The sequence below is a fragment of the Kitasatospora humi genome, from assembly GCF_020907985.1.
GTDB lineage: Bacteria > Actinomycetota > Actinomycetes > Streptomycetales > Streptomycetaceae > Kitasatospora > Kitasatospora humi.
The window spans coordinates 176,730-190,016 of record NZ_JAJJPA010000001.1 but is presented as its reverse complement, the minus strand read 5'-3'; the positions used below and the strand labels follow the sequence as shown (position 1 = coordinate 190,016).

Below are 13,287 nucleotides of genomic sequence, written 5' to 3'. Positions count from 1 at the left end.
ACCCGCTTGCCGTCACCCGCGGCAGCACCGCGAGCACTCAGGGCGGGCAGGAACGGCGGACCATCGGTTCGCCGCAATCAACTGTGGACGACGGACCCGCGCCTCAGGCGGTGGCGGGACGTCATGTGGAGGAGGCGCTGTGAGCAGCGACCCGTGGGGCCGTGTCGACGAGCAGGGGACCGTCTACGTCAGGACGGCCGAGGGCGAACGCGTCGTCGGCTCCTGGCAGGCAGGCTCCCCCGAGGAGGCTCTCGCCTACTTCGAGCGCAAGTACCAGGGCCTGTCCGCCGAGATCGGCCTGCTGGAGCACCGGGTCCGCAAGACCGACCTGGCCGCCAAGGAGGCCCTGACCGCGCTGGAGCACCTGCGCGCCCAGGTGGACGAGCACCACGCCGTCGGTGACCTGGAGGCGCTCACCAAGCGGCTGGACACGCTGGCCGGCGAGATCGAGACCCGCCAGGTGGAGCGCAAGGCGGCCCGGGCCAAGGCCGCCGGCGAGACCCGGTCGGCCAAGGAGGCGCTGGTCGCCGAGGCCGAGCAGCTCGCCGGATCCACCCAGTGGCGCGAGGCCGGCGACCGGCTGCGGGCCCTGGTGGACACCTGGAAGGGCCTGCCCCGGCTGGACCGCAAGAGCGACGACGAGCTGTGGCACCGCTTCTCGCACGCCCGCTCGGTCTTCTCCAAGCACCGCAAGGCGCACTTCGCGCAGCTGGACGCGGAGCGGGAGCAGGCCCGGCAGGTCAAGGAGCGGCTGGTCGCCGAGGCCGAGGCGCTCTCGGACTCCACCGACTGGGGCGAGACGGCGGCCCGCTACCGCGACCTGATGGCGCAGTGGAAGGCCGCCGGGCGCGCTCAGCGGGACGCCGAGGACGAGCTGTGGGCGCGGTTCCGCGGCGCCCAGGACGTCTTCTTCCAGGCCCGTTCGGCGGTGTTCACCGAGCGGGACGCCGAGCAGTCGGCCAACCAGAAGCTCAAGGAGGCGCTGGCGGCCGAGGCGGAGGCGATCCTGCCGGTCACCGACGTCAAGACGGCCAAGGCGGCGCTGCGTGACATCAGCGAGCGCTGGGAGGCGATCGGCCATGTGCCGCGCGACGCCAAGCCGAAGCTGGACGGCCGGCTGAACGCGGTGGAGCGGGCCATCCGCGAGGCCGAGGACGCCGAGTGGCAGCGCTCCAACCCGGAGGCCAGGGCGCGGGCCACCGGCATGACCGCGCTGCTGCAGTCGGCCGTGGACAAGCTGCAGGGCGAGCTGGACAAGGCCCGGGCCGCGGGCAACGCCGGCAAGGTCGCCAAGCTGGAGAGCGAGCTGGCGGGCCGTCAGGCGCTGCTCGACCAGGCGCTCAAGAGCCTGCAGGAGTTCAGCGACTGACACCGCGTCGGTACTGACGACGGAGGGGGCCCCGCCGCGGCGGGGCCCCCTCCGTCGTCCGGTCGCTACTTGCGGGCCGAGGTGACCCGGTAGACGTCGTAGACGCCCTCGACGCTGCGCACCGCCTTGAGCACGTGCCCCAGGTGCTTGGGGTCGCCCATCTCGAAGGTGAAGCGGCTCATCGCCACCCGGTCGCGGGAGGTCTGCACGGCCGCCGACAGGATGTTCACGTGCTGGTCGGAGAGCACCCGGGTGACGTCGGAGAGCAGGCGGGACCGGTCCAGCGCCTCGACCTGGATGGCCACCAGGAAGACCGAGGACTGGGTCGGCGCCCATTCGACCTCGATCATCCGCTCCGGCTGCTGGGTCAGCGAGTCCACGTTGACGCAGTCGGCGCGGTGCACCGAGACGCCGTTGCCGCGGGTGACGAAGCCGACGATCGGGTCACCCGGCACCGGGGTGCAGCAGCGGGACAGCTTGACCCACACGTCGTCGACGCCCTTGACGATGACTCCGGGGTCGCCCTTGGCCCGGCGGCGGCGCTGGGCCCGGCCGTCGTGGCTGGGCACGGTGGCGGTCTCGGCGAACTCCTCGGTGGCGCCCTCCTCGCCGCCGAGCGCCTGGACCAGCTTCTGCACGATCGACTGGGCCGACACATGGCCCTCGCCGATCGCCGCGTAGAGCGAGGAGATGTCCGGGTAGCGCATCTCGTGCGCCAGGGTGACCAGCGAGTCGCCGGTGAGGATCCGCTGGATCGGCAGGTTCTGCTTGCGCATCGCCCGGGCGATGGCTTCCTTGCCCTGCTCGATCGCCTCCTCGCGGCGCTCCTTGGAGAACCAGGCCTTGATCTTGTTGCGGGCCCGGGGGGACTTGACGAAGGTGAGCCAGTCGCGGGACGGTCCGGCGCCCTCGGCCTTGGAGGTGAAGACCTCCACCGTGTCGCCATTCTCCAGGGTGGACTCCAGCGGCACCAGGCGGCCGTTGACCCTGGCGCCTATGCAGCGGCAGCCGACCTCGGTGTGCACCGCGAACGCGAAGTCCACCGGGGTGGCCCCGGCGGGCAGGGCTATCACGTCGCCCTTGGGGGTGAAGACGAAGACCTCGTTGTTGGAGAGGTCGAAGCGCAGCGACTCCAGGAACTCGCTCGGGTCCTCGGTCTCCTTCTGCCAGTCGAGCAGCTGGCGCAGCCAGGCCATCTCGTTGACCGCGCCGGCCTTGTCCTCCTTGCGCACCTGGGTCGGGGTGTCGGTGCGGACCTTGGAGGCGCCGGCCACCGCGCGCTGCTTGTACTTCCAGTGCGCGGCGATGCCGTACTCGGCGCGGCGGTGCATGTCGAAGGTGCGGATCTGCAGCTCGACCGGCTTGCCCCCGGGCCCGATCACCGTGGTGTGCAGCGACTGGTACATGTTGAACTTGGGCATCGCGATGTAGTCCTTGAACCGGCCGGGGACCGGGTTCCACCGCGCGTGGATGGTGCCGAGCGCCGCGTAGCAGTCGCGGACCGTGTCGACCAGGACCCGGATGCCCACCAGGTCGTAGATCTCGGCGAAGTCGCGACCGCGGACGATCATCTTCTGGTAGACCGAGTAGTAGTGCTTCGGTCGGCCGGTGACGGAGGCGGAGATCCGGGCGCCGCGCAGGTCGTGCTGCACCTGGTCGATCACGGTGGCGAGGTACTCGTCGCGCTTGGGGGCGCGCTCGGCGACCAGCCGGACGATCTCGTCGTACATCTTGGGGTAGAGGATGGCGAAGGCCAGGTCCTCCAGCTCCCACTTGATGGTGTTCATGCCCAGCCGGTGCGCCAGCGGGGCGTAGATCTCCAGGGTCTCGCGGGCCTTCTTCTCCTGCTTCTCCCGCTTGAGGTAGCGCATGGTGCGCATGTTGTGCAGCCGGTCGGCGAGCTTGATCACCAGGACCCGGGGGTCCTTGGCCATCGCGACGACCATCTTGCGAACCGTTTCCGCTTGCGCGGCCTCGCCGAACTTGACCTTGTCCAGCTTGGTGACGCCGTCGACCAGCAGCGCGACCGAGTCCCCGAAGTCCTGGCGCAGCGTCTCCAGGCCGTAGTCGGTGTCCTCGACGGTGTCGTGCAGCAGGCCGGCCATCAGGGTCGGGGCGTCCATGCCCAGTTCGGCCAGGATGGTGGCGACGGCCAGCGGGTGCGTGATGTAGGGGTCGCCGCTCTTGCGCTTCTGCCCGCGGTGCCAGCGCTCGGCGACGGTGTAGGCGCGCTCGATGTCACGCAGCAGGGCCGGGTCGGCCTTGGGGTCGTTGGCCCGGATGGTCCGGAACAGCGGCTCCAGCACGGGGTTGTGCGTGGCGGTGCGCTGGCCGCCGAAGCGGGCCAGCCGGGCGCGCATGCCGCCGCTGGTGGAGGCCTGGCGCAGGGCGGGTCCGACCGCGCGCGCCAGACCCGAGGGGGGCGTCGGCCGTGCCGGGGTGGCGCCGGACGGCGTGGTCTGCTGACCCGCCGACTGACTGGTGGGCGCGGCGGCCGTGGGCACAACCTCGTCGGGCAAGGACACTCCTCGGTACGACCGGATGAACCTTCATGGTACCGAGCGCGCCGGGCCGATGTTCGGTCGGCCGACCCCGGATGTGCCGAGAGCGGCGGCCGCTCGTCGCGGCCGCCGCTCTCGGTCACCCGGGTGTGTCAGACCGTGACCAGGGTCTCCAGCGGGGCGCCTGCCAGGTGCGTGGCGAGCCGCTCGCGCCCGTCCAGGAACCCCAGCTCCATCAGCACCACCACGCCGACCAGCCGGGCGCCGGCCCGCTGGACCAGGTCCAGCGAGGCGGCGATGGTGCCCCCGGTGGCGAGCACGTCGTCCACCACCAGCACCGGCTCGCCCGGCTCGAAGGCGTCGCACTGCACCTCGAGGGTGGCGGAGCCGTACTCCAGGTCGTAGGACTTCTGGAACACCTCACCGGGCAGCTTGCCCTTCTTGCGGATCGGCACGAAGCCGAGCCCGGCCGCGAAGGCCGCCGGGGCGGCCAGCACGAAGCCGCGCGCCTCCAGGCCCACCACCTTGGTCGCCCCCAGCTCGTTGGCCCGCGACGCCAGCGCCCGGGTGAGCGCGCCGAAGGCCTCGGCGTCGGCGAGCAGCGGGGCGATGTCCTTGAACAGCACCCCGGGCTTCGGGTAGTCGGGGACGTCCCTGATCCGGCTGTTGAGCAGGTCGGCCAGGGCGGCGGTGTCGGTCACGGGATTCCTCTGTTCAGCGCTTGCCGGACGGTCGGCCCTTGCCACGGGCCCGGCTGACCGGCTGGTTACGCTGACCGACCATACCGGCCGTGACGCTGTCCTCGACGACCTCGTCGGCCTGCTCCACCGCATCGACGGTCTTGCCGGCCGCGGCCGCCGCCTTGGCGTCGGCGGCGCGCCGCTGCGCGACCCGCTTGGCCAGCGCCCGCATCTGCGGGGTCTGCTCCTTGAGCTGCGCCAGCAGCGGGGTGGCGACGCAGATCGAGGAGTAGGCACCGGCCGACAGACCGATGAACAGGGCCAGCGAGATGTCGTTCAGGGTGCCCGCGCCGAGGATGCCGCCACCGATGAAGAGCAGCGCCGCCACCGGCAGCAGGGCCACCACGGTGGTGTTGAGCGAGCGGACCAGGGTCTGGTTGAGGCCCGCGTTGGCCGCCTCGCTGTAGGTGCGCTTGTTCTGCTTCTCGATGTCCTTTGTGTTCTCCTTCACGGTGTCGAAGACGACGACCGTGTCGTAGAGGGAGTAACCGAGGATGGTGAGGAAGCCGATCACGGTACCCGGGCTGACCTCGAAGCCGACCACCGCGTAGACACCGATGGTGATCACCAGGTCGTGGATCAGCGCGACCAGTGCGGACAGCGCCATCCGCCACTCGAAGGCGATCGCCAGGTAGGCGGTGACCAGGACCATGAAGATGACCAGGCCGAGCAGCGCCTTCTGGGAGATCTCGTGGCCCCAGCTCGGGCCGACCACCTGGGCGTCGATGTTGGCGGCCGGCACGTCCAGGTCACTGGAGAGCTGCTTGACGACGGTGTCCGAGGACGTCTTCTCCTGCGAGCTGACCTGGATCCGGATCTTGCCGTCACCGGTGGACTGCACCTGCGAGGTGGAGTCACCGACGATCTTGTTGATGTCGTCCTGCGCCTGGCTGACCGTCAGGCCGGGCTTGGAGACGGTGTAGACCGAACCGCCCTTGAACTCGATGCCCAGGTGCAGCCCGACCGTCGACAGTCCGACGATCGCCACCAGCGCGATGATCCCGGAGATGCTGTACCAGAGCTTGCGGCGGCCGACGAAGTCGAAGCTGACCTCGCCCTGGTAGAGACGGTGGCCGAGAGTGCTGAAGCGTGACATTGCGTCAGGCCTCCTTGACGGCGGCGGAGGTGGTGGAGCGACGACGGCTGCTGCGCAGCGGCGGGCGGGCGCCCAGGCGCTTCGGGTCGAGGCCGGACCACGGGTGGCCGTTGGCGAAGAACTTCCGCCGCGCCAGCAGGGTGATCAGCGGCTTGGTGAAGAGGAAGATCACCACGATGTCCAGCAGCGTGGTCAGGCCCAGCGTGAACGCGAAGCCCTGCACCTTGCCGACCGAGACGACGTAGAGCACCGCGGCGCACAGGAACGAGACGAAGTCCGAGACCAGGATGGTGCGCCGGGCCCGCGGCCAGGCGCGCTGCACGGCCGGGCGCAGCTGGGCGCCCTCGCGGACCTCGTCGCGGATCCGTTCGAAGTAGACGATGAACGAGTCCGCTGTGATGCCGATCGCCACGATGGCACCGCAGACGGCCGGCAGGTCGAGTGCGAAGCCGATGCTGGCGCCGAGCAGCGTCATGATCGAGTAGGTCAGGATGGCGGAGACCACCAGGCCGGCGATCGAGACCAGGCCCAGGCCGCGGTAGTAGACCAGCGAGTAGAGCACCACCAGGGCCAGGCCGATCGCACCGGCCAGCAGGCCCGCGTGCAGCTGGTCGCCGCCGAGCGCGGCGGAGACGGTGGTGACGTCGCTCTTGGTGAAGTCCAGCGGCAGTGCGCCGTAGCTGAGCACGTTGGACAGGCCGGTGGCCTGGTCCTGGGTGAAGGAGCCGGAGATCACCGCGTTGCCGCTGATCGACTGCTGCACGTAGGGGTGCGAGACGACCTTGCCGTCCAGCACGATGGCGAACTGGTTGGCCGGCGCCTGCAGGCCGGCCAGGGTGCCGGTGGTGGTGGCGAAGTCCTTGGAGCCCTTGTCGTTGAAGCTCAGCTGGACCTCCCAACCCTGGGCGCGCTGGGTGTCGTAGCCGGCCTGGGCCTTGGAGACGTCGGCACCGTTCACCGCGACCGGGCCGAGGGCGAACTTGTACCAGACCTTGTCTTCGGCGTCGTAGGAGCAGGCGACCGCGTTCTTGGTCGGGTCGGTCTGGTAGTCCTTGCGCTGGTCGGCCTGCGAGCAGTCGAGCGCGTCGAACTGCTGCTGCAGCTCCGGCGGGACGGTGCCCTCGGTCGGGCTGGTCGGCACCGGCGGCTGGGCCGGGGCGCTGGCGGCGGCGGAGCCGGAGGCGGCGGCCGACGGGGCGGCGGAGCCGGAGGCGGCGGCGCTGCCGCTCGCGTTCGGCGAGGCGGCGGCGGAGGTGTCGGCGGCCTTCAGGGCGTCCGAGACCGCCCGGCCGGCCTTGGTGGCACCGGCGCTCGCGGAGGCGCTACCGCTGGCACTCGCGCTCGGGGAGGCGCTGCCACCGGCGCTCGGCGAGGCGCTGCCACTCGGGGAGGCGCTGCCGGAGGGGTTGGCGCTGGGGCTGGCCGGCGGCACCTGGACTCCGGTCGGCGCGAGCGCCAGCACCGGGCGGAAGTAGAGCTTGGCCGTGGTACCGACCTGCTCGGCGGCCTGCTGGCTGTTGGTGCCCTTGGGGATGTTGACAACGATGTTGTTGTTCCCCTGGGTCTGCACCTCAGCCTCGGAGACACCGAAGGCGTTGACCCGCTTCTGGATGATCCCGACCGCGATGTCCATGTTGGACTGGTTGATCGCGTTCTTGTCCTTGGAGCTGGCAGTCAGCGTGATGCTGGTGCCGCCCGCGAGATCGATCCCGAGGCGAGGCGTCCTGTGGCCCGTCCCGAACATGAGGGCGACCAATGCGACGGTGACCACCAGGATGAGGGCCAGAGCCCGCCCCGGATAACCGTCGCGCGGACGCGACTTGGGTGTTGCCACCTTGCTCGTTTCTCCCTGTCCCATGCCGCTGATCGGCACCGCCCGCCTGCTTGCGGGCAGGTGGGCGGAGCCGGCCGCGGACAACCGTGAAGTGGTGCAGCCGTCGGTGCTGCGTGGGGTGGTGGTGCTACTTGGCTGCGGCCCGGTCGCCGGCCTTCTCCAGGCTGACGCTCTCCTCCGCAGCCTCCTCGGCGGCCTCGTCCTCGACGACCGCGTCGGCGACGACCTCGGCCTCATCGGCCTCGTCGGCCTCGTCGACCGCCACGGCCTCGTCCTCGGCGGGACGGCCGTTGATGATCTCGTCGTACTCCTGGGGGTCGATCACCGCGGCGACCGCGCTCTTGGCGAAGTGGGTGAAGACGCCCGGGGCGATCTCCAGCTCGACGGTGGAGTCACCGATCGACTTCACGGTGGCGTACAGGCCACCGATGGTGCGGACGGCAGCGCCCGGCTCCATGCTCGACTGCAGGTGCTGGGCCTGCTGCTGGCGCTTCTTCTGCCCCCGGAACATCAGGAACACCAGGGCGATCGGGACGACGAAGAAAATGAGGCTCACAGCAGAAAAGTCCTTCTATTGCCCGGCCGATGGGCTGGCCAGTGGCGATGGTCGGCCCGCCAGGCAAGACGGGACGGTCCGGCGAAGTCTAGGAGACCCGCTGAGATCGGACAACGCCAAGCATCGCATCCTGCTGCCAAAGGTGGCGAGTCTGCGACAAGGTCAGTTCTGCGTGCCGCCATCGGCGGCTCGCTCCGGCCCGAAGAACTGCTGCTGTCCCGGGACGGCGCCGCGCCCCCCGGGGGGCTGGACCGGCGGCGTCAGGCCCAGGTGGTGCCAGGCGGCGGCGGTGGCGATCCGCCCGCGCGGGGTCCTGGCCAGCAGGCCCTCGCGGACCAGGAACGGCTCGGCCACCTCCTCCACGGTTTCGGCCTCCTCCCCCACCGCGACGGCCAGCGTCGACAGGCCCACCGGCCCGCCGCCGAACAGCCGCAGCAGCGCGTCCAGCACGGCCCGGTCCAACCGGTCCAGACCGCGCTCGTCGACCTCGTAGACCTGCAGGGCGCGCGCCGCGATCCGCTGGTCCACCACCCCGTCGTGCTCGACCTGGGCGTAGTCGCGCACCCGGCGCAGCAGCCGGTTGGCGATCCGCGGGGTGCCCCGGGAGCGGCCGGCGATCTCGGCGGCGCCGGCCGGGTCGATCTCCACGTCGAGCAGCGCGGCCGAGCGGTGCACCACCCGCTGCAGCTCGGCGGGGGCGTAGAACTCCATGTGGCCGGTGAAGCCGAACCGGTCGCGCAGCGGAGGCGGCAGCAGGCCGGCCCTGGTGGTCGCGCCGACCAGGGTGAACGGCGGCAGCTCCAGCGGGATCGCGGTGGCGCCCGGGCCCTTGCCGACGATCACGTCGACCCGGAAGTCCTCCATCGCCATGTAGAGCATCTCCTCGGCGGGCCGGGACATCCGGTGGATCTCGTCGAGGAAGAGCACCTCGCCCTCGGTGAGCGAGGAGAGTATCGCCGCCAGGTCGCCGGCGTGCTGGATGGCCGGCCCCGAGGTGATCCGGATCGGTGCGTTCAGCTCGGCTGCGATGATCATCGACAGGGTGGTCTTGCCGAGTCCGGGCGGGCCGGAGAGCAGCACGTGGTCCGGGGCGGCGCCGCGCATGCGGGCGGCCCGCAGCACCAGCGACAGTTGCTCGCGGACCCGCTCCTGACCGATGAACTCGTCGAGCAGCTTGGGGCGCAGCGCCGCCTCCACCGCCTGCTCCGCGTCGTCGGCGACGGCGCCCACCAGGCGGTCCGCGGGGTCGGAGTCATACGGGGTCATCGGGATGCGGCTCCATGTCGACACATTGACGAATCCTCAGGTCATCTTTCGGCGGGCCGGCCGGCCACTCAGCGGGTCCTGCTGAGGCTGCGCAGCGCGGACTTCAGCAGGGCGCCGACGTCGGTGCGCTGCTGGGCCTCGGCCTCCGGGGTGACCGCGGCCACCGCCTCGTCCGCCTCGCGCGGCGCGTAGCCGAGGCCGACCAGCGCGGCGTGCAGCTGCTCGCTCCAGGGCGCGGGACCGGCGGCGACCGGGGCGCTCTGGGCGGGCACGGTGCCGTGCGGGGCGCCCAGCTTGTCCTTGTACTCCAGCAGCAGTTTGGCGGCCTTGGCCTTGCCGATCCCGGGCACCTTGATCAGCGCCCGCTCGTCGCCCTGCGCCACCGCGATCCGCAGCGCCTCGGGGCTGTGCACCCCGAGCATCGCCTGCGCCAGCCGGGGGCCGACGCCCGGCGCGGCCTGCAGGACCTCGAAGGTGGCCCGCTCGTCGTCGTCGGCGAAGCCGTAGAGGGTGAGCGAGTCCTCCCGGACCACCAGTGAGGTGGCGAGCCTCGCCTGCTCGCCGAGGCGCAGGGTGGCCAGCGTGGTCGGGGTGCACTGCACGGCCATGCCGACCCCGCCGACCTCCACCACGGCCGTGCTGGCGGTGAGGGCCGCCACCGGGCCTTGGACGAACGCGATCACGGGCGGTACTCCTTGCGGACGTTGGTGGTCGGATTGGTGCGGTCGGCCAGGGCCGCGGCTATCCGGCCGGTGGCGCTGCCGCGCCAGATGTGGCAGATCGCCAGCGCCAGCGCATCCGCCGCGTCGGCGGGCCTGGGCGGTTCGGCGAGCCGCAGCAGCCTGGTGACCATGGTGGTGACCTGGGCCTTGTCGGCCCGGCCCGACCCGGTCACGGCGGCCTTGACCTCGCTGGGCGTGTGCAGCACCACTGGCAGTCCGCGCCGGGTGGCGCACAGCATGGCGACGGCGCTGGCCTGCGCGGTGCCCATCACGGTCGACACGTTGTGCTGGGCGAAGACCCGCTCGATGGCGACCAGGTCGGGGCGGTGCTCGTCGAGCCAGCGCTCCAGGCCGTCCTCGATGGCGAGCAGCCGGTGCGGCACCTCGTGCTCGGCGGGGGTGCGCACCACGCCCACCCCGAGCATCCGCAGCGGCCGGCCGGGCGCGCCCTCGACCACCCCGACGCCGCACCTGGTCAGCCCCGGGTCCACGCCCAGTACCCGCACACTCCCACCCTTCGCCTCATGCCTGGTCAGACCCTAACGAACGGCACCGACAGGCCGCACAACGACACCGGCCCGGCGGTCCGTCAGGGACCGCCGGGCCGGTAGGACCGTCGAATCACTCGGCGTCGAGCTGCGCGCCGACCTCGTCCGGGATGTCGAAGTTGGCGTAGACGTTCTGCACGTCGTCGCTGTCCTCGAGGGCGTCGATCAGCTTGAGGATCTTGCGGGCCCCGTCGACGTCCAGCTCGACCTGCATGCTGGGCACGAAGTTGGCCTCGGCCGAGTCGTAGTCCAGGCCGGCGTCGACCAGCGCGGAGCGGACCGCGACCAGGTCGGTCGCCTCGGACAGCACCTCCAGGGTGTCGCCCAGGTCGTTGACCTCCTCGACGTCCAGACCGGCCTCGAGCACCACCTCGAGCACCTTGTCCTCGTCCACGCCGTCGGCCTTGGGGACGATCACCTGGCCCTTGCGGGAGAACAGGTAGGAGACCGAGCCCGGGTCGGCCATCGAGCCGCCGTTGCGGGTCATCGCGACGCGCACGTCGGAGGCGGCGCGGTTGCGGTTGTCGGTGAGGCACTCGATCAGCACCGCGACGCCGTTCGGACCGTAGCCCTCGTACATGATCGTGGAGTAGTCGGCGCCGCCGGCCTCCAGACCGCCACCGCGCTTGACCGCCCGGTTGATGTTGTCGATCGGGACGGAGCTCTTCTTGGCCTTCTGGATGGCGTCGTAGAGCGTGGGGTTGCCGGCCGGGTCGGGGCCGCCGGTCTTCGCCGCCACCTCGATGTTCTTGATCATCTTGGCGAAGAGCTTGCCGCGCTTGGCGTCGATCACGGCCTTCTTGTGCTTGGTGGTAGCCCACTTAGAGTGGCCGGACATCACCAGCTCCTTTACGTCGCCAAAGGGAAATGAAACAGGGGAGATCTTACCGGTGTCGGGACAGCGCTCCGGGCACCGGTCAGGCCCGGGTGCGGACCGCTTCCTCGACCATCCGCACGAAGAGCGCGTGCACCCGGTGATCACCCGTCAGCTCGGGGTGGAAGGAGGTGGCCAGCAGGTTGCCCTGGCGCACCGCCACGATCCGCGACTCGGCACCGTCGGCGGCCGGCAGCTCGGCCAGCACCTCGACGCCCGCGCCGACCGACTCCACCCAGGGGGCGCGGATGAAGACGCCGTGCACCGGCTCGTCCTCGAACCCCTTGAAGGCGATCTCCGACTCGAACGACTCGTTCTGCCGGCCGAAGGCGTTGCGGCGGACCACCATGTCGATGCCGCCCACGGTCTGCTGGTCGTCCCGGCCGTCCAGGATCTTGTCGGCCAGCATGATCATGCCGGCGCAGGAGCCGTAGACCGGCATGCCCGCCGCCACCCGGGCGCGCAGCGGCTCCATCAGGTCGAAGGCCAGCGCCAGGTTGGACATGGTGGTGGACTCGCCGCCGGGGATCACCAGGCCGTCGACCTCGGCCAGCTCCTCGGCCCGGCGGACCGGACGGGCCAGCGCGTCTGCCTCGGCGAGCGCTATCTGGTGCTCGCGGACGTCGCCCTGCAGGGCCAGGACGCCGATGGTGGGAATGCTGGTGGACACGGGTGACAACCTCTTCACTTCAACGGGTACGGGGGCTTGGGACACCTCCCGGCCCAGGGTCGGGGGGAAGCAGGGCGGCCCGTCGCGCCGTGGTTGCGCGCGACGGGCCGACGGAAGCGCGGGCCGACTACCAGCCGCGGTTGGCGTAGCGCTCGGTCTCCGGCAGGGTGTCGCAGTTGATGCCGACCATGGCCTCGCCCAGGCCGCGGGAGACGTCCGCGATCACCTTCGGGTCGTCGAAGAAGGTGGTGGCCTTCACGACGGCGGCGGCGCGCTTGGCCGGGTCGCCGGACTTGAAGATGCCCGAGCCGACGAAGACGCCCTCGGCGCCGAGCTGCATCATCAGCGCGGCGTCGGCCGGGGTGGCCACGCCACCGGCGGAGAACAGCACGACCGGGAGCTTGCCCAGCTGAGCGACCTCCTTGACCAGCTCGTACGGGGCCTGCAGGTTCTTGGCCGCGACGTAGAGCTCGTTCTCGTCCAGGGTGGTGAGCCGGCGGATGTCGGCGTTGATCTGGCGCATGTGGCGAACGGCCTCGACCACGTTGCCGGTGCCGGCCTCGCCCTTGGAGCGGATCATGGCCGCGCCCTCGGCGATCCGGCGCAGCGCCTCACCGAGGTTGGTGGCACCGCAGACGAACGGGGTGGTGAAGGCCCACTTGTCGGAGTGGTTGACCTCGTCGGCCGGGGTCAGGACCTCGGACTCGTCGATGTAGTCGACGCCGAGCGCCTGCAGGACCTGGGCCTCGACGAAGTGGCCGATGCGGGACTTGGCCATGACCGGGATGGAGACGGCGTTGATGATGCCCTCGATCATGTCCGGGTCGGACATCCGGGCCACGCCGCCGTCCTTGCGGATGTCGGCGGGCACCCGCTCGAGCGCCATGACGGCGACGGCACCGGCGTCCTCCGCGATCTTGGCCTGCTCGGCGTTGACCACGTCCATGATCACACCGCCCTTGAGCTGCTCGGCCATGCCGCGCTTGACCCGGGCGGTACCGATCTGCGGCTGGTCGGCGGAAGCGGGAGTGCTGCTGGACACGTAAGACCTCACTCGAAGACGAACCGGTGTGCTATCGCCCCATGGTAGGCGGTGCACCTGGCGTGTTGA

12 protein-coding genes are annotated in these 13,287 nt (G+C 70.9%); 1 reads left to right on the top strand and 11 read right to left on the bottom strand.

What is annotated here, in order from left to right; translation table 11 throughout:
* Nucleotides 1-139: 139 nt before the first annotated feature.
* Nucleotides 140-1,369, top strand: coding sequence for a DUF349 domain-containing protein (locus LN042_RS00895; RefSeq protein WP_230047766.1), 1,230 nt, complete (start codon nucleotides 140-142; stop codon nucleotides 1,367-1,369).
* A gap of 65 nt (nucleotides 1,370-1,434) precedes the next feature.
* Here LN042_RS00895 and LN042_RS00890 read toward each other — a convergent pair whose 3' ends face one another.
* The 11 genes from LN042_RS00890 to pdxS all read right to left on the bottom strand — a co-directional run bounded on the left by LN042_RS00890 (nucleotide 1,435) and on the right by pdxS (nucleotide 13,218).
* Nucleotides 1,435-3,873, bottom strand: a complete 2,439-nt coding sequence (locus LN042_RS00890; RefSeq protein WP_230048073.1) for a RelA/SpoT family protein — start codon at nucleotides 3,871-3,873, stop codon at nucleotides 1,435-1,437.
* A gap of 149 nt (nucleotides 3,874-4,022) precedes the next feature.
* Entirely contained in the window at nucleotides 4,023-4,571 is a 549-nt protein-coding gene (locus LN042_RS00885) for an adenine phosphoribosyltransferase (RefSeq protein WP_230047765.1), read from the bottom strand.
* Between the two features lie 13 nt (nucleotides 4,572-4,584).
* On the bottom strand, nucleotides 4,585-5,706 hold the full coding sequence (gene secF / locus LN042_RS00880; RefSeq protein WP_230047764.1) for a protein translocase subunit SecF: 1,122 nt from the start codon (nucleotides 5,704-5,706) through the stop codon (nucleotides 4,585-4,587).
* 4 nt (nucleotides 5,707-5,710) lie between these two features.
* The gene (gene secD, locus LN042_RS00875; RefSeq protein WP_372495651.1) at nucleotides 5,711-7,540 is read right to left on the bottom strand and encodes a protein translocase subunit SecD; all 1,830 of its coding nucleotides are present in this window, start codon (nucleotides 7,538-7,540) and stop codon (nucleotides 5,711-5,713) included.
* A gap of 127 nt (nucleotides 7,541-7,667) precedes the next feature.
* On the bottom strand, nucleotides 7,668-8,096 hold the full coding sequence (gene yajC, locus LN042_RS00870; protein WP_230047763.1) for a preprotein translocase subunit YajC: 429 nt from the start codon (nucleotides 8,094-8,096) through the stop codon (nucleotides 7,668-7,670).
* 162 nt (nucleotides 8,097-8,258) lie between these two features.
* Entirely contained in the window at nucleotides 8,259-9,362 is a 1,104-nt protein-coding gene (gene ruvB, locus LN042_RS00865) for a Holliday junction branch migration DNA helicase RuvB (RefSeq protein WP_230047762.1), read from the bottom strand.
* Nucleotides 9,363-9,430: 68 nt separating this feature from the next.
* Entirely contained in the window at nucleotides 9,431-10,045 is a 615-nt protein-coding gene (gene ruvA, locus LN042_RS00860) for a Holliday junction branch migration protein RuvA (protein ID WP_230047761.1), read from the bottom strand.
* On the bottom strand, nucleotides 10,042-10,590 hold the full coding sequence (ruvC, locus tag LN042_RS00855) for a crossover junction endodeoxyribonuclease RuvC (RefSeq protein WP_230047760.1): 549 nt from the start codon (nucleotides 10,588-10,590) through the stop codon (nucleotides 10,042-10,044). Before ruvC ends, ruvA begins: the two co-directional genes overlap by 4 nt.
* 115 nt (nucleotides 10,591-10,705) lie before the next feature.
* Nucleotides 10,706-11,470, bottom strand: a complete 765-nt coding sequence (locus tag LN042_RS00850) for a YebC/PmpR family DNA-binding transcriptional regulator (protein ID WP_230047759.1) — start codon at nucleotides 11,468-11,470, stop codon at nucleotides 10,706-10,708.
* 79 nt (nucleotides 11,471-11,549) lie between these two features.
* On the bottom strand, nucleotides 11,550-12,176 hold the full coding sequence (pdxT, locus tag LN042_RS00845) for a pyridoxal 5'-phosphate synthase glutaminase subunit PdxT (protein ID WP_308191743.1): 627 nt from the start codon (nucleotides 12,174-12,176) through the stop codon (nucleotides 11,550-11,552).
* Between the two features lie 127 nt (nucleotides 12,177-12,303).
* Nucleotides 12,304-13,218, bottom strand: coding sequence for a pyridoxal 5'-phosphate synthase lyase subunit PdxS (gene pdxS / locus LN042_RS00840; RefSeq protein ID WP_308191742.1), 915 nt, complete (start codon nucleotides 13,216-13,218; stop codon nucleotides 12,304-12,306).
* Nucleotides 13,219-13,287: the final 69 nt, after the last annotated feature.